Consider the following 22,127-nt stretch of genomic DNA (forward strand, 5'->3'; position numbering starts at 1 on the left):
GAGAGACTCCTAAATGGCGGGGGAGAGGGGCTTGGCCCTCTCCTTCGCAACATGGTGGATGGCAAACCAGAGCTGGCCCGCGGCGATGCCGCCGTCGTTGAGGGGCAGGGTCTGGCTTATCAAGACCTCGCGCCCGGCCTCGGCGAGGCGGGGGAGGAGCTGGTCCATCAGCACGCGATTCTGGAAGACGCCGCCCCCCAGCACCACAGGGTGGGTGGGGAAGCGGTGGCTCAGGGTGAGGATGAGCTCGCCGATGGCGCGGATAAAGCCGGCGGCCAGCCTGGCCACCTCGACGCTGGCGCGCCGTTGCAGCAGCTCGGCCAGCAGCGGTGCCCATTCGATCAGCAGAGGGCCATCTTCTTGGTCGGTGATCCCGAATTGCAGCGGCCAGGGCGCGGCACCGGGTGCGAGTCGCAGCGCCGCCGCCTCCAGCAACAGCCCCGCCTCGCCCTCGTAGTCGGGGGTATCGATCAGGCCGAGCAGGGTGGCGACCCCGTCGAATAGTCGGCCCATGGAGCTGGTGTGGGGGGCGTTGCGGCCGAGGCGCCACAGCTGGTGCAGGTTGCTGAGCCGCTCCGCGGGCAGCTGGTCGATCACCGCAATATTCAGCTCGCCGATCTCGCCCGGGGTCGCGGATTCAAACAGCAGCCCCAGCAGCTGGCGCACCGGCTCGCGGATGGCGGCTTCGCCCCCGATCAGCCGAAATGGCCGCAGGTGCGCCACTCGCTCAAACCCCCGTACGTCGGCGACCAGCAGCTCGCCCCCCCAGAGGGTGCCGTCGTCGCCCAGGCCAGTGCCATCGAAGGCGAAGCCGAGCACGGGCCCGCTGTGGTCATGCTCGGCCATCACCCCTAGCAGGTGGGCGTGGTGGTGCTGCACCTCGAGATGGGTCGCACCCTGCTCCGCGCAATAGTCCTTGGCCCACTGGTGGCTCAGATAACCCGGGTGGCGGTCCGACACCAGCAGGGTTGGGTTGAGATCGTAGAGCTCGCGGAAGGTGGCCAGGGTCTGCTCGAAGTGCCCCTGCATCGGCAGGCTGTGCAGATCGCCGATATGGGGGCTGTAGATGCGCTGGCGACCGAAGGCGAGCGCCAGCTGGTTCTTCTGCTGGGCGCCGACCGCCAGCACTGGGGTGCTGACCGGCGCTTTCAGGCTGGGGGTGCAGGGGGCATAACCCCGGGCGAGACGCAGGATCTGGCGCTTGCCGCCGGCCCACTGCACCAGGCTGTCGTCGCAGGGGTGCAGTATGGGGCGATCGTGATCCAGGATGCCGTCGATCTCGCTGCCAAGTTCCCTGATCACCGCCTCGCACTCGATGAGGATCGGGCTGCCGCGGCCATTGGCGCTGGTGGCCACCAGCGGCATGGCGCAGGCCTCCAGCAGCAGCTGGTGGAGCGGGGTGTAGGGCAGCATGACCCCCAGGTAGGGGATACCGGGGGCGATGGCGTCGGCCAGCGGTATTGTGTCGGATGACTGCTGGTCAGGCTCCCGCTTGCGCAGCAAGGTGATGGGTCTTGGCTGGGATTGCAGCAGGGCCCACTCGGCATCGCTGCCGGTCACGTGCAACCGCGCCTCTTCGAGGGATCTCATCATCACCGCCAGCGGCTTGCGCGCGCGCCGCTTGAGCTGGCGCAGCCGGGCCACGGTCAGTTCATTGCGGGCATCACACATCAGGTGGTAGCCCCCCATCCCCTTGACCGCGACCAGGGCTCCAGCTTGCAGGGCCTGGGCGGCCATTTTCAGGGCATCCTCGCGCTCGACCAGCGCATCACCCTTGCCGGTGCGCCAGGTCAGATGCGGCCCGCACTGGGGGCAGCTCACCGGCTGGGCGTGGTAGCGCCTGTCCAGGGGATCCTCATAGGCACTGGCGCAGCGCGGGCACATGGCGAAGCTGGCCATGGCGGTGTGGGGTCTATCGTAGGGGAGGCGGCGAATGATGCTGTAGCGCGGGCCGCAGTGGGTGCAGTTGGTGAAGGGGTATCTATGGTGGCGATCCGCCGGATTGGCGATGTCCCGGGCGCAGGCCTCGCACATCCCCTGATCCGGCGAGATGGCCACCGTGGCCGCGCTCTGTTGCTGGCTGGCCCTGATATGAAAGGCGCCGTTGAAATCGGGATCGCTCGTCAGCGGCAGCACCCGCTGGTCGAAGCTGTCGATGCGGCTGAGCGGCGGCGCCAGCGCCCGCAGGTCGCGGCCAAAGGCGGCGAGCTGTTCGGGAGAACCTTGCGCCCCTATGGTGACGCCGCTGGCGTCGTTGAGCACATAGCCGGTGAGGCGATGGCGCAGGGCCAGGCCATAGACGAAGGGGCGAAAGCCGACCCCCTGCACTATGCCGTTGATCTGAAACTCGAGGCGCAGCGGGGTGCTCGCCTCTGGCGGCTGGGTCACCGGGGTTGTGGGCGCCGTCATGCCGGCGTCTCGTCAGCCAGGGGGTTGCCCTCGGGCAGGCGCAGCACCCGGCGATCGTTGTCCTCCCGTCGCACCCAGCCGTCCATCTCCATGCGCAGGCAGAAGGGGATGGCGTATTTGCGCGACAGGCCGGTGATCTCCTTGAGCGAGCCCATGTCGATCAGATCCCCGACCCGCTGGCCTGCCAGCACGGCCTGTACCATGTGGTGATAGAGTTCGGCATCGTAGTAGATGGGACCTTCCAGCTGTATCAGGTAGGTGAGCCTTGCCAGATTGCGCAACTGCTTTTGCAGCGCCCCCTTTTGCCGTAAACCGGCCGGCAGGGTGAGATGACGCACCGGGTCTATCTCCACACCGCCGGGGCCCAGTTTACCGGGCTGGTAGCCCTCCTTGCCTTGATCTCGCACCAGTTTGAGCACCAACAGTGCCTCTTCCCCGAGATCGTCTTCCGACTCGCCACCGCCGGGCTGCCACTTGTCGTGGTGCAGCCGGATCCGTTGCTCGGCCTTGAGCGCCAGCAACAGCGGCTGGGTAGCCTCGAGGTCGATGCGCAGCCTGCCGGCGAGCTCGGCGCCGCTCAATGGCTCGGCCTGCAGGGCGGCCAGCATGGCCTCGCGGGTCTGCGCCAGCCAGGACTGGCTCATCATCCAGTCGCCCTGCTGCACCGCCCCGGCGGGGGGCGCGTCAAAGCGGTCGGCGGGGGCATAGCCATTGAGCCCCAGCTGCAGGGTGGCGGGGTTGTGGCCCGCGAGATCCTCCGGCAGCGCCCGCAGCAGGGCGTGCAGCGCCTTGCGCCTGGCGGGGGAGATGTCGCCGCACCAGAGGATGCGGGCGCCATGCAGCAGCTCGCTGCTGCCGTGGCGGATGATGGCGAGCGGCTGGCCGAAGAAGCAGGGCAGGGGACTGGTGAAGACGAGGCGGGCGAGCCCAGGGTGATCGGCATCCGCTGTGTCAGCGCCGCGGATATAGATCAGCTGGGCCCGGCCATGCCAGCTGCCCAGCGCCACCTCGACCTCCTTGTTGCGCAGAGAGGTGCGCAGTTCTTTGCTGGATTGGCCATCGGCCTCCAGGCGCACTATCAGGTGGGTCGCCGCCTGACAGTCCCCGGCCGCGCTGCCGAGGCAGTGGCCGCGGGCCACCTCCTTGTGGGGCACTTTTTTCAGCCCCACCGCCACCCGGCAGACGGCGGCTATCTCGTCGACGCTCTGGTGATAGGCCTGCAGGGAGCGCACCTGCACCTCCCGATCGGCGGGGTAGAGGCGCAGCTTGTCCCCCACCTTGAGGCTGCCCTGCTGCAATGTACCGGTCAGCACTGTGCCGGTGCCGCTGGCGGTAAAGACCCTGTCCACATAGAGGCGCGGTGGTGCCTCTTCACGAGAGCGGCGCGGGGCGCCCTGTTCGCGGGCAATCTGCGATTCTTGTACATCGGCAAGCTGGCCCACGATGGCGGCGTGCAGGCCGTCGATGTTGTCGCCGCTCTTGGCGCTGACGCAGACGATATCGGGCACCATGCCGCTCTCGTCCATCACCCGCTCCAGCAGCGTCTCCTCCAGCAGTTCAAGCTCGTCGGGGCTCACCAGATCGCACTTGTTGATGCAGACCAGCAGGCGCGGCACCCCCATGGCCCTGAGCAGGCGCAGGTGATCGCCGGTCATCGGCATCCAGCCCTCGTCGGCGGCGATGACCAAGAGCACCAGATCCAGGCTCCAGAGCCCCGCCACCATGTTGCGGACATAGCGCTCGTGGCCGGGCACGTCGATGATGCCGATGGTGTTGCCCTGGCCGTCGTCGAAGTGGGCGAAGCCGAGATCCTGGGTCATGCCGATGGCCTGCTCGTGGGCGCGGGCCGTGGTGATGCCGGTGAGGGCCTTGATCAGCAGCGTCTTGCCGTGATCCACGTGGCCGGCCAGACCGATGACGGCGCGGTAGGAGGTCATGGGATCAGGGCTCCTGTGCGGTTGGCATGGTGGCGGGCATGAGCAGCTCGCTCAGCTGGGCGATCAGCAGCGGCATGTCGTCCGCCAGCAGGCTGGCCACGTTGAGCAGCACCTTCTGCTGGCGCACCGTGGCGATCACCGGCACCGGCAGCTCCCGCAGGGCATCGAGCAGCTGCTGGGCCGGGCGCGGGTCGCGGCATTCGAGCGCCGGGGCGGGGTAGAACTCGTCCGGCAGGGTGCCGCCGCCGACCACCAGCTGGGCGGGCACCTGTATAAAGCAGCCGGGCAGGGCGGCCAGCAGCTGGTCGGCCCTGGCCTGCATGGCGGCGGGGGAGCTCAGGGTGCGCTGGGCGATGCCGGCCCCGGTGGGGGACTTGTTGAGCTTGTGGATCAGCAGGCGCTCGAGCAGGGAGTAGACGATGCGGCTCGGGCGGAAGGTGCGCATCATGGGGTGCTTCTCCAGTCGCTTGATGAGATCCGCGCGGCCGCCGATGATGCCGCACTGAGGCCCTCCCAGCAGCTTGTCGCCGGAGTAGCAGACCAGATCCGCCCCCGCCTTGAGGTACTGGCGCACCGAGGTCTCGTCCGGCGCGAACTCCTCGGTGGTGAGGCCCGAGCCCTGATCCACCGCCAGCACTATGTGATCCGGCAGGGCGCGGGCCACTTCGCCGATGTCGGGGGACTCGGTGAAGCCGCGAATGGCGAAGTTGGATCTGTGCACCATCAGCACCAGCGCGGTCTGATCGGTGATGGCATCGAGGTAGTCCCGGGCCGTGGTGATGTTGGTGGTGCCCACCTCCACCAGCCGGGCGCCGGACAGCGCCAGTATGTCGGGGATGCGAAAGCCGCCGCCGATCTGGATCTGCTCGCCCCGGGAGACGATCACCTCGCGCCCCTTGGCTATCTCTTGCAGCAGCAGAAACAGCGAGGCCGCGTTGTTGTTCACCACCAGGGAGTCTTCGGCCTGGGTCAGGCAGGCGAGCAGGGGGGCGATCAGCCCCTTGCGCCCGCCGCGCTTGCCGGTGGCGAGATCCAGCTCCAGGTTGTTGTAACCGGTGTTGAGCTCGCGCACCTCGTCCCACAGTTCGGCGCAGAGCGGCGAGCGCCCCAAATTGGTATGAACGAGCGTGCCGGTGGCGTTGATCAGCCGGGTCTGGCGCTGGCGTACCCACTGTTGGCAGCGACTGTCGATCAGCTCCTCAAGCCGGGCGAGCGCCACCCCATGCTGGCGAAAGCCTTCGCTCTGGCGCAGCTCGCTCAAGGTGTCGCGCACCAGCTGGGTCACCAGCGGCCGACTCAGACGGGCGATATGGGGGGCGAGGAAGGCTTGCTGCAGCAGCTGTTCGACCTGTGGCAGGCGATGGCTTGGCTGGTCGACGGCGGACGCTTGAGGCTGTGACTGGTTCGGCATGGGGGTTACCAGGGCAGTGCGTGGGTGACGGATGCACACCGGTTTGCCGATAGATTGACGGGGCTGGCGGTTATTTGCGGGCGGACAACTTGCACAGAGTGTTAATGCTGAAACGGTTCTGGCAAATTAATTAACGACCGAGGAAGCCATCCCGGAATAATATTGGCAAGCGGTATCTAGTCGATGCATCCAATATAGGAAAGTGGCGGAAGAGGCAGGAATCGAACCTGCCCGAGCCTTCTCGGCTCACATCGGTTTTGAAGACCGAGGAGGCCACCAGACCCCATCAACTTCCGCAGTGGTCGCCATTTTGGGGCAAGGCCCCCTGGCTGACAACGCTTTTTTTGCCATATAAAAACGGCATTTATATTATTTAACGGAGAGTTGTTTTATATCAAAAACAGGGCAGTTAGCCCGATGTTTTTATTTTAACATCGGGCGCCGATTAAATGCCTGCCTGGCCGTTTTTAACAACTCGGTAAATTATAGTGCCGCGCCGTTGACCTTATTCCACTGGGCGAGCTGGCGTATTAACAACTTGGTATCCTTGGCGGTATCCAGATGTTGATAGAGGTAATCCATGGCGCCGCTCACCATCCCGGTCATGGGGAAGGAGAAGGCGACGATGGCGGGTTGCACCCCGACGAAGATCACCTCGGGCACGAAGCGCTTGAGCTCGTCGATGAGAAAGTTCAGCGGCATGTTGTGGGTCGAGAAGATGAACATGTCGGCTATGGTGTCGGGGGGGATCACCTTGAGGGTGCCCGCCTTCTCGCCGAGCTCGGCGGCATCCACCAGCAGCACCCGATCCGGTTTCAGCTCCCGCACCTGGTGCACCCTGTTCTCCGGCGCTATGCCGCCGTCGATATGGACCCAGCCGGGCAGGGGGGCGGCCTGCAGCTTTTCGGCCAGATAGGGGCCGGCCCCATCGTCACCCATCATGGCATTGCCCACGGTCAACACGAGATTGCAGCCCATCAGCGGCTCCTTACCATCAGGTACATATGAGGATCGTTATGCAGGGCGGTGAGCTGGTTCATGAAAGTGTCGGTCCAGCCTCGCTCCTGCTCGTTCAAGACGCCTTCGGCCTGGCGCAGCCGGTCGAAGGCGCAGGCCAGCATGTGGCAGTGTTCCCGATAGACGGTGATCTCGCCGAAGATGAGGAAGCCCTCCATCTTGCGGCGCGCCTCGCTGCCGGCCGGCAGCTTGGCCACCCAGTCCCTATAACCCGTTAGCGGGCAGACCAGATCGGCGCTCAGGCAATCGACGATGCCGAGGTGGTGGCCGATGGCGAGGCTGTAGTACATCACCTCCTTCGCCTCCTCGGGCACGTCGAACTGCTCGTCCACAAACTTGCGGGAGAGGCGATAGAAGAACACCTGGTCAGCCATGGGCGACCTCTGCTTTCCCCGCCACCCGGTTGAGGCAGGCGTTGGCCAGGTTGTTGACGATCTCACAGAGGCGCGGGTCGTCGTGCTGAGCAAGGTAGCCCTGGATGCGCAGATCCACGTCCTGCTGGGTGGCCCCCTCCAGCAGTGCCATGAACTCGTCGGCGATGATGCGGCCCTGACGGTAGCCCGCCATGCGGCGCGCCTCGCGCTCTATCATCACCCGGATCTCGCTCGGGATGCCGGTGTGGCGCAGCTCCACCCGCTCGCCCGCCGGCACCTCGTGGCTGGTGGCCTTGAGCTTCTGCTCGAGCAGGCCGAGTGCCACCGCGAAGCCGTAGATGGTGGCGGCCGGGGTAGGGGGGCAGCCGGGGATGTAGACATCCACCGGCACTATCTTGTCGGTGCCGCCCCAGACGCAGTAGAGATCGTGGAAGATGCCGCCGTCACAGCCACAGGCGCCGTAGGCGATGCAGATCTTGGGATCCGGGGCCGCCTCGTAGGCGCGCAGGGCCGGCACTCGCATGGCCCGGGTCACTGCGCCGGTGAACAGCAGGATGTCGGCGTGGCGGGGGGAGGCGACCACCTTGATGCCGAACCGCTCGGCATCGAACAGCGGGGTAATGGTGGCGAAGATCTCGATTTCGCAGGCGTTGCAGCCGCCGCAGTCCACCCGATAGACATAGGCCGAGCGGCGAATGTCCTTGAGCAGGGTCTGCTTGAGGCGGGTGATTTCCGGATCCTGTGCCAGCGGCACGGCGCGAGTATGGGCATCGCCGACAACGGCTTCTATGCCTTTGATCTTGCTCATCACATCGACTCCTGTTGGGTGAGCGTGGCGGCGCCGGATGCGGGCTGGCTCAGCATGCTCTGTTTGCGTTTGCAGTCGGGGCAGTGGTGCAACCGCTGTGGGTGGGCCAGCGGCTGGGCCGCCTGCGCCAGGGTGTCTTCCACCAGTGCCACCAGCCGGGCCGGGGCAAAGTAGGTGCCGCACAGGGTGCAGGGGGCCAGCGGGAAGCGGGCCTCCTCATAGAGATCGGCCTTGTTGGTCACCGCCAGCTCGAAGTTGGGGGAGAGGGCGATGGCGCGGGTCGGGCACACCTCCTCACAGCGGCCGCAGAAGATGCAGCGGGCCATGGAGAGCTCCCAGCGCCGCTCACCGGTCTCCAGATCGGTCTCCATGATCAGCGCATTGGCCGGGCAGGCCTTGGTGCAGGCGGCGCAGGCGATGCACTTGTCGGCCTGGTATTCGGGCTTGCCGCGAAAATCCCGGTTCACCTCATAGGGGGCGAAGGGGTACTTGGCGGTCGGCGTACCGGCCCGGAGTATGGTCTTGAACAGCTTGATCATGATGACCCCTTACTTGAGCGGAGAGTTTTTGCGATCGATACCGTAGCGCTCGATCTCCTTGTAGGAGACCACGGTGGACTTGCCCTTCTTGGGATCGACCAGGGTGACCCGATCGGTGCAGGAGTAGCAGGGATCCAGGCTGCCGATGATGAGGGGCGCATCCGCCACCGTATTGCCCCGCAGCATGTAGCGCAGGGCGGGCCAGTTGGCGTAGGTGGCGGCGCGGCAGCGCCAGCGGAACAGCTTCTGGTTGTCCCCGGTCATGCTCCAGTGCACGTTCTCGCCACGGGGCGCCTCGGTGAAGCCCAGCGCAAACTTGCCCGGCTGGTAGGTGAAGCCCTCGGTGAGCAGCGGCCCTTCCGGCAGGTGCTGCAGGCCGAATTCGATCATGTCGAGGGAGTCGTAGAGCTCGTGGATCCGCACCAGCACCCGGGACTGCACGTCGCAGCCTGCCAGCGTCTGGATCTCCATCGGCAGCTCGCGGTAGGCGGCGAAGTCGTGCACCCGGCGGACGTCGCGCTTGAAGCCGCTGGCCCGCACCATGGGGCCGACGCAGCTAAAGTCGCGGGCCACTTGCGGATCGAGGCGGCCGATCCCCACCAGACGGGAGCTGATGTTGGCGGTATCGAGCAGCATGGCCACCAGGGGCTTGAGCTCGTCGCGCAGTTCGCGCACCAGCTGGGTGCCCTTGATGCGATCCTCCTTGAAGATGTCGCGGCGCACCCCGCCGATGAGGTTGAGGCCGTAGGTCTTGCGCGCCCCGGTCAGCAGCTCGGCCAGGGTCATGGATTTCTCCCGCACCCGGAAGAACTGCATGAAGCCGGTGTCGAAGCCGGTGAAGTGGCTCGACAGGCCGATGTTGAGGATGTGGCTGTGCAGCCGCTCCACCTCCAGCAGCACGGCGCGGATCATCTTGGCCCGCTCCGGCACCTGGATGCCCATGGCGTTCTCCACCGAGGTGGTGTAGGCGACGCTGTGGGTGAAGCCGCAGATGCCGCACACCCGATCGGTGAGGAAGGCCACCTCGTTGTAGCCCATGCGGGTCTCGGCCAGCTTCTCCATGCCACGGTGGACATAGAACAGCCGGTAGTCGGCGTCGATGATGTCTTCGCCGTCCACGAACAGGCGGAAGTGACCCGGCTCGTCCGAGGTGATGTGCAGCGGGCCCACCGGCACTATGCGGTTGGCCTCGTTGCCCAGCTCGTTTACGAAGGGGTAGGTCTCGGTGTCCGTGGTGGGCATGGGGCGCTGGCGGTAATCCATGGCGTCCTTGCGCAGCGGATGGATGTCTTCGGGCCAGTCATCGGGCAGCACCAGCCGGCGCTCGTCCGGCAGGCCCACGGCGCGCAGGCCGTACATGTCGCGGATCTCCCGCTCGCCCCACACCGCCGCCGGAATGGTCGGGGTGATGGAGGGGTACTCCTGCGAGGTGGCTTCGACCAGTACCTTGACGGTGATCCAGCTCTTGGTCTCCCCCTCCATGGAGAAGACGTGGTAGACGGCGAAGTGGCCGTTCAGGCTGCGCTCGTCGTTGGCGAAGGAGACCGACAGCCAGCCGCCCAGCTTGTGGAACAGCAGGCTGGTGAGGGCCACCAGATCGGTGGGCTTGACGGTCAGGGTGGCCTGATCGACGGTTTGCCACTGCTCGTCGATGATGGCGTGGGGCAGTTGCTGTCGCAGCTGCTGGATGTAGTCGCAACCGATGCGATCCATGATGGCGATGGTCATGCAGTTCTCACTTTAAAATCGGAAAATATGAAATCGGAAAAAGCGGCTGTGGCGGGCATGGCTCAGATCCCGACCAGATAGGAGAGCAGGGCCAGCAGGGCCAGCCCCAGGCCATAGCGCGTCAGCTTGTGGGTGCGCACGAACTGGGTGCGGGCCATGGCGTTTTCGATGAGGCCCGCCAGTGCGAAGGCCACCAGCAGCTTGCAGGCGAGGATCAGCGCCGCTACCGCCAGCGCGGGCAGGCTCCAGTCCGCCGCCTTGCCGAAGGGGAGGAAAATCACCAGGAAGAGTTGCACCACCACCAGCTGCTTGAGGCCAAGGCCGAGCTTGAGCAGGGCGAGGCCGGCGCCGGAATACTCGGTGAGCGGCCCCTCCTGCAGCTCCTGCTCGGCTTCCGCGCAGTCAAAGGGCAGCTTGCCCATCTCGACGAAGACCGCGAAGGCACAGGCGGCGCCCGCCAGCAGGGTGGCGACCGGGGCGGCCAGCGGCTGGGTGGCTACGTAGGTGCTGATGTTGCCGAGATCCGAGCTGCCCACCATCATCGCCATGATGAAGCAGGCCAGCACCAGGATGGGCTCGACCAGGATCCCCAGGGTCAGCTCGCGGCGGGCACCGATCCCGGCAAACATGCTGCCGCTGTCGAGCCCCGCCAGGGAGAAGAAGAAGCGGAAGATGGCGAACAGGTAGATGTCGGTGATGAGATCCCCGGCGATGGGGAAGGGGGATTCATGGGTCAGGGTCGGCAGCGCCATGGCCACCAGCAGCAAGGCGGCGATGAGCACCGCCGGCATCAGGTTGAAGATGATGCCGGCAGGCTCGGGGGTGACCTCCTGGCGGCGCAGCAGTTTCCCGATATCGCGGTAATCCTGCAGCAGGCCGGGCCCCTGGCGCGAGTGCATCTTGGCACGCAGCACCCGGTTGAAGCCGGTGGCGAACGGAGCCAGCGCCAGCATGGCGATGGCCTGGGTGAGGGCCAGGGCAAGCATGCCCCAGCTTGGCATTTCGAGAGCGGGCATCATTGAACTCCAACAGCCATCAGGATAAAGAGCACCAGCACCAGGCCATGGAGCAGCCAGCCAGCGGGGGACGGCGCCGCGCTCACTCCTTGCAGCGAGCTGGCGAGATCGAGGCGCGGGCGCTGCCGATAGAGGGGGGCGCAGATCTGGCGCAGGGTATGGGTGACACCGCCGGAGGTGAGGCTCATGCGCTCCTCATAGGCGTAACCACAGGCCCAGGGGGTGCCGGCGTGGCGACGAGCCAGCTTGGGCCCTTTGAACAGCGCCAGGATCAGCAGCGGTACCAGCAGCAGGCCGAGCAGGGTGAGGGCAATCACCGGCGGGGAGAGGATCGCCTGAGCACTATCCAGCGGCAGCAGGGTGGCGCCAGTCGCTACCTGGCTCGCCACTTGCTCGGCGATCAGCGCCTGGCCGTAGCCGTTGACCAGGGGGGCAATCCAGGGGGCGCCCAGCCCCAGCACCAGACAGACAGCCGCCAGCAGCAGGGTGCCCGCCACCATGGTGCTGGGCACTTCGCGGGCCTGACTCGCCTTCTCGCTGCGCGGGGCGCCGCAGAAGCAGATGCCATAGACCTTGACGAAGCACATCACCGCCATGGCGCCGGTCACCGCCAGCATCACCACCGCCAGCGGAGCCACCACCGAGGTGCCAAGTTTGGTCATGGAAAGGAGCGCTTGATAGATAAACCACTCGCTGACGAAGCCGTTGAGCGGCGGCAGCGCCGAGATGGCCATGGCGCCGATGAGGAACGCCAGCGCGGTCCAGGGCATCAGCTTGGCGAGGCCACCCATCTTGTCCATGTCACGGGTGTGGAGGCGGAACATCACCGAGCCGGTGCCCATGAACAGCAGGCTCTTGAAGATGGCGTGGTTGAGCAGGTGATAGAGCGCGCCGAGCAGCCCCAGCACCACCAGGGTCGGTTGCTGGTTGGCCAGGCCAATCATGCCGATCCCCATCCCCATCAGGATGATGCCGATGTTCTCCACCGTGTGGTAGGCGAGCAGCCGCTTGAGATCGTGCTCGGCGAGCGCAAACAGCACCCCGAGCACCGCCGAGCAGGCACCGAAGATCAGCACCATGTAGCCCCACCAGAGCTGGCTGGCGCCGAGAAAATCGATGGACACCCGCAAGATGCCGAAGAGGCCCAGCTTCACCATGACCCCGGACATCAGCGCCGAGATATGGGAGGGGGCGACGGGCTCGGCTACCGGCAACCAGCCGTGCAGCGGCACGAAGCCGGCGCGCAGGCCGAAGCCGCAGAAGCTGAGCAGGAACACCAGCGAGGCCAGGGCGCCGCCGAGGTGATGCTCGCGCAGCACGCTGAACTCCAGACTGCCGCTGCCCTGGCAGAGCAGCCAGAAGGCGACCAGCACCAGCGCCATGCCGATGTGGTTCATCACCAGATAGAGGCGGCTCTGCTTGGCGGCGTCCGGGTTGGTCTTGACCAGCCAGTAGCTGGTGAGCGTCACCAGCTCGTAGCTGAGCAGGAAGCCCAGCGCGTTGTCGCACAGCACCATGGCGACCATGGCGAACAGGAAGAGGTTCATCAGCACGCCTATGCTGACGTCCCCCTTGCCCTGGTACTCCTTGATGTAGGCAAAGGAGTAGAGCGCCACCGCCACACCGACCAGCGTGATCACCAAGAGCATCAGCGCCGCCAGCATGTCGAGGTGCACCGAGCCCAGCAGCCAGAGGGCGCCGTCAATGGGGGTGCCCCGCGCCAGGGTCTGCCCGGCGACCATGACACCGCAGAGGGAGCCCAGCAGGGCGAGGCCGCTGTTGAGGCGGTTGGCGAGGGCGGCACTGTTCAGCAGCCAGCCTGCGGCGGCGCCCAGCAGCGAGCCTAACAGTAAGAGCAACAGGGTACCCAGTAGAAGAGGGGGCAGCATCAGCGATCTCCCTTGGCTGTCAATGAGTGCGGTGAAGAGGGAGAGGCCGTGGCACTGAATGCGGGGGCGCCTTCCGGATGGGATTGGGCGGCCTGCAGGCGACGCTCGCGGGCGGAGCGGGCGCTGTCGTCCTCACTCACCAGGGTCAGCGCCTGAGAGGGGCAGGCATCGATGCAGGCCGGGCCCTCTTCGCGAAACGCGCAGAGATCGCATTTGACCGCGATGGCGCGCACGCCGGGCTCCCAGCTCAGCAAGTCTTCCCCGAAGCAGCGCAGGCCGGCGGAGGTGGAAGGGTTGCTGGAGCGCACCGAGCAGGGGATGTAGCTGTCATAGCTGGTGGCCATGGCCACCGGACGGCTGCCGCCGCTGCTGATGGCGCCGAAGGGGCAGGCCACGGCGCACAGGTTGCAGCCGATGCAGAGCGACTCGTTCAGCTGCACCGCATCCTCGGTCTGGCAGATGGCCTCGACCGGGCACACCTTGATGCAGGGGGCGTCGTCACAGTGACGGCACTGAACCGGCATGGTCGCCTGCTCGTGTCGCATGACGGTTAATCGGGGGGCCTGTTGCAAACCCTTGGCCTTGTGAACCGTGCTGCAGGCCGCCATACAGGTGCCACAACCGATACAAAGTTTGGGATCAGCGATAACGAAGCGGTTCATAGCCTACCTTGTCGTGTCGCGAACGGAGAAAGTAGGGGCAGGATGGCAAGATGCGGGCCAGATTGTGTGTGGCGCCAAGAATGAGATTAACTGACTGTTTTTATGTGATTTTTAATTTTGTCTAGGGGTGTGTCACAGAGGCGGGCAGCTGTCGAACCGTGACGTTCGTCACTTGTGACGAAGGGCCGGACAGGGTTCGTCACACCAGGGGACTGGTGTGGCCAGGGGCTTGAGGAGGGCAATCTCGGTTAACCGCAAAAAAGAGAGGGAAGGTCTATGCCTCCCTCATGTGTCTCAGGTGTGCTTGGCAGGGGCAGCATGCAGGTTCGATTAGCGCAGCGTAATCGGACGCACGAGAACGCGAACATCCCGTCAGAGGGCAAGCAACCTTGCGATATCAGCGGTACGCTCCCTTCTCCCCTCGCGGGAGAAGGGCTGGGGATGAGGGGGAAAATGGCCCCGTGGTTAACGGCAAAAAAAGAGGGAGGCAATGCCTCCCTCTCTCTTGCTGGCGTGTTCCACGCCCTAGATATCCACCTGCGAGCCCAGCTCGATCACCCGGTTGGGCGGGATCTCGAACTGATCCGGCGCCCGCAGGGCATTGCGTTGCAGCAGCATAAACAGTTGGCCGCGCAGATAGAGGTACCAGGGGCGCTCCTTCATGATCAGCGACTCGTGGGCCATGAAGAACGACGTCTCCATCATGCGACAGCTCAGGCCCTCCGCATTGCAGCGATGGAAGATCTCCTCCATGTTCGGGGTCTCGCGCCAGCCGTAGCTGGCCACCACCCGCCAGAAGGTGGGGGAGAGCTGCTCGATGCAGACCCGGCGCACGTTGTGGACGTAGGGCACGTCCTCCACCCGCAGGGTGAGCAGAATGATCCGCTCGTGCAGCACCTTGTTGTGCTTGAGGTTGTGGAGCAGCGCATGGGGGATCACATTGACCACCCGCGACATATAGACGGCGGTGCCCGCCACCCGGGTCGGCGGGGATTTTTCCAGCGAGGCGATCATCGGCTCCAGCGAGTTGCCGTGCTCGTTGAGGCGGCGAATAAGCTGAAAGCGCTCGCTCTTCCAGCTGGTCATCAGGGTGAACATGACCGCGCCCAGGGTGAGGGGCAGCCAGCCGCCGGAGAAGATCTTGGCGAGGTTGGCGACAAAGAGCGGCACATCGATGGCCAGCAGCAGGGTGAACAGGGCGGCCACCAGATAGGGGTTCCAGTGCCAGCTGTTCTTCGCCACCGAACAGAAGAGGATGGAGGTGAGCACCATGGTGCCGGTCACGGCGATGCCATAGGCGGCCGCCAGATTGCTGGAGTGCTCGAAGCTCATGATGACGATCACCACAGAGACATAGAGCATCCAGTTGATGACCGGGATATAGATCTGGCCCGACTCCTGCTCGGAGGTGTGCACGATGCGGATGGGTGAGAGATAACCGAGCCGCACCGCCTGCCGCGTGAGGGAGAAGACCCCGGAGATCACCGCCTGCGAGGCGATCACCGTCGCCATGGTCGCCAGCAACAGCAGGGGCAGCAGCGCCCAGGTGGGGGCGAGCAGGAAGAAGGGGTTGGCGATGGCCTCGGGGTTGCCCAGCAGAAGCGCGCCCTGGCCGAAGTAGTTGAGCACCAGCGACGGCAGCACCACCACAAACCAGGCGAGCCGGATCGGGTTCTTGCCGAAGTGGCCCATGTCGGCATAGAGCGCTTCAACGCCGGTGATAGCCAGCACCACGGCGCCGAGGGCAAAGAAGGAGGTGGTCTGGTAGGTCATAAAGAAGCGCAGGGCCCAGACGGGGTTGAGCGCGCCCAGCACCTCGGGATTCTGGAGGATGCCGCGCAGGCCCAGCACCGCCAGGGTCAGAAACCAGGTCAGCATGATGGGGGCGAACAGCTTGCCCACGGTGGCGGTGCCATGTTTCTGAATGGCAAACAGCAGGGTCAGCACCAGTACCGAGAGCGGCACTATGTAGGGATCCAGCGAGGGGGCCACTATCTTCAACCCCTCGATGGCCGACATCACCGACATGGCCGGGGTGATCACCACCTCGCCATAGAAGAAGCTGCCGCCAATCAGCCCCAGAATGATCAATACAGGGGCCAGCCTCTCGGGGCTGTTGCGGGTCGCCAGCGACATCAGGGTCAGGATACCCCCTTCACCGGCATTGTCGGCCCGCATCACGAAGGAGAGGTACTTGACCGAGACCACCAGGATCAGCAGCCAGAAGATCAGCGAGAGGAAGCCCAGGATGGAGGCGGGTTCGACCCCGAACCCGAATTGGCCCGACAGGCACTCGCGCAGGGTATAGAGCGGGCTGGTGCCGATATCGCCATAGACCACGCCGATCGCCGCCAGGGTGACGCCGGACAGGGCGGGTTTGTTATTGCAGTTCATGAAGTTGTCTTGTCAGTTTGATGTGGACATATTTGCCAGCACAGGGGCCCCGAGCTATCAGCTAACACAGAGAATCGATCGGGAGGGGATCAATGAATGGTGATGGGAAAGGGAATCAACTGGATAGGAATAGGTTCATCATGGGGCACAGTCTGTTCATCTGCGATTCAGCTCATGATGACACAGAGTCTGTGGGAATAGGTGCTGGTATAAATAATCAAAGGGCCATTTTGAGTGAAATTATTAATTGTTCGTTGATTGAAAGACGACGCCGGACGGTGAGCAAGTGCTTGTTTTATCAGTGGTTTAATTTTACCCAGCGTTTCCTGTCAATCTGGCTGAAAAATAAACGATAAAATGCTGGCCAATAAATTACCTGTCTGAATCGTAAATAGGGTGGAATTGGGAGACGATGGAGTCTTTATTCGGTTAGGGGATGAAATATAAAAAGGAAGTGACTACCTCAAAGGTAGCCACTCTAAAGTGAAGGGAGAAATAGAGAGTATAAACCTCGGGTGTAATGAAAAGATGAATATCATCGCAAGATAAATACTATAAAATCTATATCTTGTGTTTCTTGGTTACCTTGGGCTTGCATTTTTTCTTCTTCAACAAGTTTTGGTCAATATCTATTTTTGCTAAAAATATACCGTAATCTAGAGCTCTCAGTGTTTTGAGAGAATTTTTAAGCGTTATCTTTGAAAAAAATGGAAGTTCATCAGGAATATTTTTCTCCGTTGCTATTGCATAAACGATCTTGTAATTACTTGGGTTTGGTCGAGCCTTTGTATCAGTTAATCTTATTGACGGCGGAAGTTTAGGGTTTAGCTTCTCGCGGTACAACGAGTCTTTTATGAATGCTTCAGCAGCAACAAAACCTTGGGAGAATAAATGGCTTAGCGTACTTGAGCTCCGATATAATTTTACATGAACGAATTCATTGCCATTCCTGATAAGGTCACAGTGTTCAAGCTTGTCATACACCCCTCCTATTTGGATGTTTTTCTTATCCATTAAACAAAACCCTTTTTCTGTTTTGGAAACATGACTATTGTAATCCTCTTCTCTGTCATGAGAATAAATAGGGAATTTTAAAGGATATATTTTTAAATCTTTAAGATATTCATCAACTGCTGTCACAAAGTCATTGTTGACCTTGTACCAGACACCATTTCTTAGTATGTAGCAGTTGGCGTCATAATTAACTTCCGCATAAAGGCATCGATATATAGACCAACACTTAACAGATTGATACTCACTGTTGTTGACATGAACCACATGGTTTTTCATCAACTCAACTGTTGGCGTGATCCCTGCTAGGAATGTGATGTAGTCACTGAAAGATAATACAACATGACGCAGCGTTTTTGGATACATGTCAAATGAGTAACCGATTTGGTTTTCCCAGTCGATAATCTCTGGTTCACCCAACCAAAAGTCATTAAATTTACCAGTGTTAAAATGTTTATTGAGTTCTAGATCAAGTATTTCTATTTCATCTAAATCTCTGACTCTATTTATGTTTTCTACCCATCTGAATTTCTCTGGTAATTTACTTCTATATCGATTAATAGATTCAGATAGAATCGCAGGAATGTCTGATAAATCTGCCTCCACTGCTATAGTAAGAGCATCTCGTCCAGTCACATGGCTCCCGAATTCTTTTACCAAGGATGCTCCAGTAACGGCATATAGCATTTCCATTTCTGAGTCGAGATGTAGATTGAATATATCGACATCCATAGTGCTCTGGGTTCTGGAATTCAGCGGATTATGGTCGTAACTTGCTTTATCCAAGCTTCTGAGTTTGTCCGGGTTAACTGAGTTTAATGTGACTCTTAGACCAAAATCCCGTTCTATCGCCTCAGGCTTAATAAGGTGAAATCCTGTCCCAAACGACAATATGAAAATTGACTTTGATATTCTTACAATAAATACGGCGCCTACACTTGAAGACATTCCAAACACGGAGGGTTCAACATTACGATCTGATGTAAATAGTTTTGCCCAAGGTGGTGTATTTTTTGGTGGTTGCTTTTTGATATATAAAAATGCAGTGTCTGCCTCAGGTAAATCTAGAGCTATCGGATCTTTGGCATTTTCCAACTTAATTATGTCTGAATCGAATTTATTACCATCTCGTGCAAGATAAATAGAGAGTTTTTCCTTTCTCACCTTATTAGAACTTGCCATTTTATCTCCCAGATAGAATAAATATAATAACTAAATATAAGTGCATGATTGTTAGCCGTCCCCAGAAATAGTGAGGTAGGAGGCCGACCATAAAGCTATTGGTTTTTATGCGCAAATGCGATGGTAATTTTGAATTTAAATAATTAAGTTAACATTGAATTCAATGTTGTATAAAGTGCTCATAACAATGGTTTAATATTTTTTTAGATAAAATTTCAAATTCATATGATGAATAATGAGAGGACCCTGTCTTAATTTATGTTAAGTAAGCTACCGCCCCTGAATTACAGCCCCCAGTCTGCTGCTATTAACCCGCGCTGTTTGATCTATCCATTCCATGGAAACGACCTCAACAGAGTTGGTTGCCATCTGGGACATGCTATCCGGTCGGTTATAAAACAGAAGCGGGAGGCGTTGGAAACCGGATCTTGCTCAATAAATTTGTCAGTAGAGGGGCTTTTTGTTCGATTTTTCTTTATGTTTTCTATCATTTAGATAGCCAAGCTAAACAACTTTGCCCCCAATTTGTTCCCTCCACAATCCGCTTGGCTGCCTTTAGCCCTGTTGCAGCCATCCCATCAACGCGTCGTCGAGAGATCGGCTCATACGATGGGGCAGGGAGCTGTCACCCGGTGTCGAGCTCGTCACTTTTGTCGTGTCGATCGCCGTGCCTGGTCCCTGTCGTCATCGTCACCAGCCCAAGAGTGCAGGGCTGCCATCCTGATTACTCCTTTATTTTCAGCTGCTTGTGAACTTTATCCCACGTCTGGCCTGAGTTGGTCTGATTAATGCCTAGTGGGATGGCTGGCCTGTCTCCCCTGTGAGCCTGGCCGGCAGGGTGTAACGAAACATTTAGGATCCCTCTCTATGAACAGCTTCGTGATTGCCGATCCCAGTCTCTGTATTGGGTGTCGTACCTGTGAGGTGGCCTGCGCCGTGTCACACCAGTCAGCGTCCTGCGCGGGCACCGTTGAGCGGGAGGGCGGTCTGCGTCTTGCCATCGAAGATGGACATCTGGTCTCAAAAGACAGCTATTTTCAGCCCCGTCTGAAGGTGGTGGTGGGCAGCAAGGTGACCACGCCGGTGCTCTGCCGCCAGTGTGAAGACAAGCCCTGTGCCAAGGCCTGCCCCAACAACGCCATCGTCACCGAGGATGGCCACGTCAAGGTCTATCAGGCGCGCTGCATCGGCTGCAAATCCTGTGTGGTGGCCTGCCCTTACGGCGCCATGAACGTGGTGGTCAAAGAGGTGGCCCCCGCGGCCGGTGCGCTGTTCAAGGGAGTGCAAACCAAGGCGCTGGCCTTGAAGTGCGATCTCTGCAGCCATCGCGAGGGGGGGCCGGCCTGCGTCGAGGTGTGCCCCACCCAGGCGCTGCGGCTGGTGACCCCCGCGTCGCTGGACTCCCTGAACCGGCAGAAGCAGCTGGCCAGCGCCGGGGCCATGCCGTCCAGTCAGCGGGCATAAGGCCCAGAGCCGGAGGATGGTGCTCACTGGGCCGCCATCCCGCCGTTTATCGTTAACAAACAAGAGTGCGACTCATGAAAAAAGTCATTACCGTCTGCCCCTATTGCGGCACCGGTTGCAAGATCAACCTGCTGGTTGAAAACGACAAGGTGGTGGGGGCCGAAGGCGCCAACGGCCGGACCAACGAGGGGCAGCTCTGCCTCAAGGGTTACTACGGTTGGGATTTCCTCAACGACACCAACCTGCTGACCCCCCGCCTCAAGAACCCGATGATCCGCCGCGAGCGGGGTGGCAAGCTCGAAGCCGTCTCCTGGGATGAGGCCATCGGCTTTGCCAGCAGCCGCCTCTCCGCCATCAAGGCCAAATACGGTGCCGACGCCATCATGACCACAGGCTCCGCCCGCGGTCCCGGCAACGAAGCCAACTATGTGATGCAAAAATTTGCCCGCGCCGTGATTGGGACGAACAACGTCGATCACTGCGCGAGGGTGTGACACGCACCCTCAGTCTCCGGTCTGGAGACAACTGTAGGTAACGGCGCCATGAGCAACGCCATTCCCGAAATTCAAGAGACCAAGTGCCTGCTGGTGTTTGGTTACAATGCTGCTGACTCCCATCCCATAGTGGCGCGCCACATCCTCAAGGCGAAAGCCAAGGGTGCCAAGGTGATCGTCTGTGATCCGCGCATGGTGGAAACCGCCCGTATCGCCGATCAGTGGCTGCCGCTGAAAAACGGCTCCAATATGGCGCTGGTCAATGCCTTCGCCAACGTGCTGATCGCCGAGGGGCTCTACGACAAGGCGTTCGTCGCCAACTACACCGAAGGTTTCGATACCTTCAAGGCCACCGTGGCCAAGTACACCCCGGAATACGTGGAGGAGATCACCGGCCTCAAGGCGGCGGATATCCGCGCGGCCATTCGCACCTATGCCGAGTCGCCCGCCTCCATGATCCTGTGGGGCATGGGCGTGACCCAGTACGGTCAGGCGGTGGACGTGGTGAAAGGCTTGGCGGGGCTGGCCCTGCTGACCGGCAACTTCGGTCGTCGCGGCACCGGCTGCGGCCCGGTGCGCGGTCAGAACAACGTGCAGGGCACCTGCGACATGGGGATGCTGCCGCACCAGTTCCCGGGCTATCAGTCCGTGGCCGATCCCGCCATCAGCGCCAAGTTTGCCAAGGCGTGGGGCGTGGAATCGCTGTCCCAGAAACCGGGTTATCGCTTGACCGAACTCAGCCACAAGGTGGAGGAGGGCAAGTGCAAGGCCTTCTACATCTTCGGCGAAGATCCGGCCCAGACCGAGGCGGATCTGGCCCAGTTCAGGCGCACCCTGGGTGGCATGGAGCTGGTGATAGTGCAGGACATCTTCATGACCCAGACCGCCGAGATGGCCGACGTCATCCTGCCCGCCACCAGTTGGGGCGAGCACGAGGGGGTCTACAGCTCGGCGGATCGCGGCTTCCAGCGCTTCTACAAGGCGGTCACGCCCCCTGACAACGTGAAGCCGGACTGGGCGATCTTCTCGCTGATGGCCAGCGCCATGGGGTATCCCATGGAGTATCGCGACACCCAGCAGATCTGGGACGAGATGCGCGCGCTCTGCCCGCTCTATACCGGGGTCAGCTACGACAAGATGGCGGATCTCAAGAGTGTGCAGTGGCCCTGCCCGACCGAGGATCACCCGGGCACCAGCACCCTGTTCGAGGGCAATGTGTTCACCACCCCGAGCGGCAAGGGGCAGCTGATCGCCTCCGAGTGGCGGCCGCCGCTGGAGCAGCCCTGTGCGGATTACCCGCTGGTGCTCTCCACCGTGCGGGAGGTGGGTCACTACTCCTGCCGCTCCATGACCGGCAACTGCTCGGCGCTGCAGACCCTGGCCGATGAGCCTGGCTATGTGCAGATCCACCCGAGCGATGCGCAAAAGCTCGGGGTGAAGGATCAGGCGCTGGTCTGGATCTCGTCCCGGCGCGGCAAGGTGATCACCAGGGCGAACTACAACGACAGGGTCAACGCCGGTGTGGTCTACATGACCTACCAGTGGTGGATCGGGGCCTGCAACGAGCTCACCATAGAGCACGTGGACCCGGTCTCCTACACCCCAGAGTACAAGTACTGCGCGGTGAAAATTGAGCGTATTGAGAATCAGCCTGAGGCGGAGAATTATGTCCAGACTGAATACAGTGCACTCAAGGCGAAATTGCGCAGCGCCGCCAAAGGCTAATCAGCGTTAAATAAAGTGGATCCAGGCTCTGTTCACAGGGCCCGGATCCCCTCATCCTTTTTTCAGC

At 61.5% G+C, this 22,127-nt stretch carries 15 protein-coding genes and 1 tRNA gene; 2 read left to right on the forward strand and 14 right to left on the reverse strand.

What is annotated here, in order from left to right; all coding sequences use genetic code 11:
• Positions 1-9: 9 nt before the first annotated feature.
• The 14 genes from hypF to AACW18_RS06800 all read right to left on the reverse strand — a co-directional run bounded on the left by hypF (position 10) and on the right by AACW18_RS06800 (position 18,377).
• Entirely contained in the window at positions 10-2,409 is a 2,400-nt protein-coding gene (hypF, locus tag AACW18_RS06735) for a carbamoyltransferase HypF (protein WP_218388162.1), read from the reverse strand.
• Positions 2,406-4,346, reverse strand: a complete 1,941-nt coding sequence (locus AACW18_RS06740) for a SelB domain-containing protein (RefSeq protein WP_218388163.1) — start codon at positions 4,344-4,346, stop codon at positions 2,406-2,408. The genes hypF and AACW18_RS06740 overlap by 4 nt, the downstream gene beginning before the upstream one ends.
• A gap of 4 nt (positions 4,347-4,350) precedes the next feature.
• Entirely contained in the window at positions 4,351-5,757 is a 1,407-nt protein-coding gene (gene selA, locus AACW18_RS06745) for an L-seryl-tRNA(Sec) selenium transferase (RefSeq protein WP_218388164.1), read from the reverse strand.
• A gap of 203 nt (positions 5,758-5,960) precedes the next feature.
• Positions 5,961-6,052: transfer RNA gene (locus AACW18_RS06750), tRNA-Sec, on the reverse strand.
• A gap of 188 nt (positions 6,053-6,240) precedes the next feature.
• Positions 6,241-6,735 (reverse strand): hydrogenase maturation peptidase HycI, encoded by a 495-nt coding sequence (gene hycI, locus AACW18_RS06755; RefSeq protein ID WP_218388165.1) that lies wholly within the window; start codon positions 6,733-6,735, stop codon positions 6,241-6,243.
• Complete coding sequence (locus AACW18_RS06760; protein WP_218388166.1) at positions 6,735-7,148, reverse strand: formate hydrogenlyase maturation HycH family protein; 414 nt, start codon at positions 7,146-7,148, stop codon at positions 6,735-6,737. The genes hycI and AACW18_RS06760 overlap by 1 nt, the downstream gene beginning before the upstream one ends.
• Complete coding sequence (locus tag AACW18_RS06765; RefSeq protein WP_218388167.1) at positions 7,141-7,956, reverse strand: NADH-quinone oxidoreductase subunit B family protein; 816 nt, start codon at positions 7,954-7,956, stop codon at positions 7,141-7,143. The genes AACW18_RS06760 and AACW18_RS06765 overlap by 8 nt, the downstream gene beginning before the upstream one ends.
• The gene (locus tag AACW18_RS06770; protein WP_218388168.1) at positions 7,956-8,495 is read right to left on the reverse strand and encodes a formate hydrogenlyase complex iron-sulfur subunit; all 540 of its coding nucleotides are present in this window, start codon (positions 8,493-8,495) and stop codon (positions 7,956-7,958) included. Before AACW18_RS06770 ends, AACW18_RS06765 begins: the two co-directional genes overlap by 1 nt.
• Before the next feature lie 9 nt (positions 8,496-8,504).
• Entirely contained in the window at positions 8,505-10,223 is a 1,719-nt protein-coding gene (locus AACW18_RS06775; protein ID WP_218292311.1) for a hydrogenase large subunit, read from the reverse strand.
• Between the two features lie 62 nt (positions 10,224-10,285).
• Positions 10,286-11,239, reverse strand: coding sequence for a respiratory chain complex I subunit 1 family protein (locus AACW18_RS06780; RefSeq protein WP_218388169.1), 954 nt, complete (start codon positions 11,237-11,239; stop codon positions 10,286-10,288).
• Positions 11,239-13,128: a hydrogenase 4 subunit B gene (hyfB, locus tag AACW18_RS06785; RefSeq protein WP_218388170.1), complete on the reverse strand. Its 1,890-nt coding sequence runs from the start codon at positions 13,126-13,128 to the stop codon at positions 11,239-11,241. The genes AACW18_RS06780 and hyfB overlap by 1 nt, the downstream gene beginning before the upstream one ends.
• Positions 13,128-13,790, reverse strand: coding sequence for a 4Fe-4S dicluster domain-containing protein (locus AACW18_RS06790; RefSeq protein ID WP_218292313.1), 663 nt, complete (start codon positions 13,788-13,790; stop codon positions 13,128-13,130). Before AACW18_RS06790 ends, hyfB begins: the two co-directional genes overlap by 1 nt.
• Before the next feature lie 525 nt (positions 13,791-14,315).
• Positions 14,316-16,184, reverse strand: coding sequence for a low affinity potassium transporter Kup (gene kup / locus AACW18_RS06795; RefSeq protein ID WP_218388171.1), 1,869 nt, complete (start codon positions 16,182-16,184; stop codon positions 14,316-14,318).
• Positions 16,185-16,745: 561 nt separating this feature from the next.
• The gene (locus AACW18_RS06800) at positions 16,746-18,377 is read right to left on the reverse strand and encodes a TIGR04141 family sporadically distributed protein (protein ID WP_218388172.1); all 1,632 of its coding nucleotides are present in this window, start codon (positions 18,375-18,377) and stop codon (positions 16,746-16,748) included.
• An 867-nt stretch (positions 18,378-19,244) separates the two neighbouring features.
• Here AACW18_RS06800 and AACW18_RS06805 point away from each other — a divergent pair.
• Positions 19,245-19,841 (forward strand): 4Fe-4S dicluster domain-containing protein, encoded by a 597-nt coding sequence (locus AACW18_RS06805; RefSeq protein WP_218388173.1) that lies wholly within the window; start codon positions 19,245-19,247, stop codon positions 19,839-19,841.
• 74 nt (positions 19,842-19,915) lie between these two features.
• A complete protein-coding gene (gene fdhF, locus AACW18_RS06810) occupies positions 19,916-22,060 on the forward strand; it encodes a formate dehydrogenase subunit alpha (RefSeq protein ID WP_218292316.1) in 2,145 nt (714 codons plus the stop codon).
• Positions 22,061-22,127 lie beyond the last annotated feature (67 nt).

Origin of the sequence: Aeromonas sp. sia0103, from assembly GCF_963895295.1 — a bacterium.
GTDB classification, from domain to species: Bacteria; Pseudomonadota; Gammaproteobacteria; order Enterobacterales; family Aeromonadaceae; genus Aeromonas; species Aeromonas encheleia.

What these genes read in the sequence shown, in the direction of transcription:
- hypF (WP_218388162.1), bottom strand. Translation starts at nt 2,409, where the DNA reads ATGACGGCGCCCACAACCCCGGTGACCCAGCCGCCAGAGGCGAGCACC.
- AACW18_RS06740 (WP_218388163.1), bottom strand. Translation starts at nt 4,346, where the DNA reads ATGACCTCCTACCGCGCCGTCATCGGTCTGGCCGGCCACGTGGATCAC.
- selA (WP_218388164.1), bottom strand. Translation starts at nt 5,757, where the DNA reads ATGCCGAACCAGTCACAGCCTCAAGCGTCCGCCGTCGACCAGCCAAGC.
- hycI (WP_218388165.1), bottom strand. Translation starts at nt 6,735, where the DNA reads ATGGGCTGCAATCTCGTGTTGACCGTGGGCAATGCCATGATGGGTGAC.
- AACW18_RS06760 (WP_218388166.1), bottom strand. Translation starts at nt 7,148, where the DNA reads ATGGCTGACCAGGTGTTCTTCTATCGCCTCTCCCGCAAGTTTGTGGAC.
- AACW18_RS06765 (WP_218388167.1), bottom strand. Translation starts at nt 7,956, where the DNA reads ATGAGCAAGATCAAAGGCATAGAAGCCGTTGTCGGCGATGCCCATACT.
- AACW18_RS06770 (WP_218388168.1), bottom strand. Translation starts at nt 8,495, where the DNA reads ATGATCAAGCTGTTCAAGACCATACTCCGGGCCGGTACGCCGACCGCC.
- AACW18_RS06775 (WP_218292311.1), bottom strand. Translation starts at nt 10,223, where the DNA reads ATGACCATCGCCATCATGGATCGCATCGGTTGCGACTACATCCAGCAG.
- AACW18_RS06780 (WP_218388169.1), bottom strand. Translation starts at nt 11,239, where the DNA reads ATGCCCGCTCTCGAAATGCCAAGCTGGGGCATGCTTGCCCTGGCCCTC.
- hyfB (WP_218388170.1), bottom strand. Translation starts at nt 13,128, where the DNA reads ATGCTGCCCCCTCTTCTACTGGGTACCCTGTTGCTCTTACTGTTAGGC.
- AACW18_RS06790 (WP_218292313.1), bottom strand. Translation starts at nt 13,790, where the DNA reads ATGAACCGCTTCGTTATCGCTGATCCCAAACTTTGTATCGGTTGTGGC.
- kup (WP_218388171.1), bottom strand. Translation starts at nt 16,184, where the DNA reads ATGAACTGCAATAACAAACCCGCCCTGTCCGGCGTCACCCTGGCGGCG.
- AACW18_RS06800 (WP_218388172.1), bottom strand. Translation starts at nt 18,377, where the DNA reads ATGGCAAGTTCTAATAAGGTGAGAAAGGAAAAACTCTCTATTTATCTT.
- AACW18_RS06805 (WP_218388173.1), top strand. Translation starts at nt 19,245, where the DNA reads ATGAACAGCTTCGTGATTGCCGATCCCAGTCTCTGTATTGGGTGTCGT.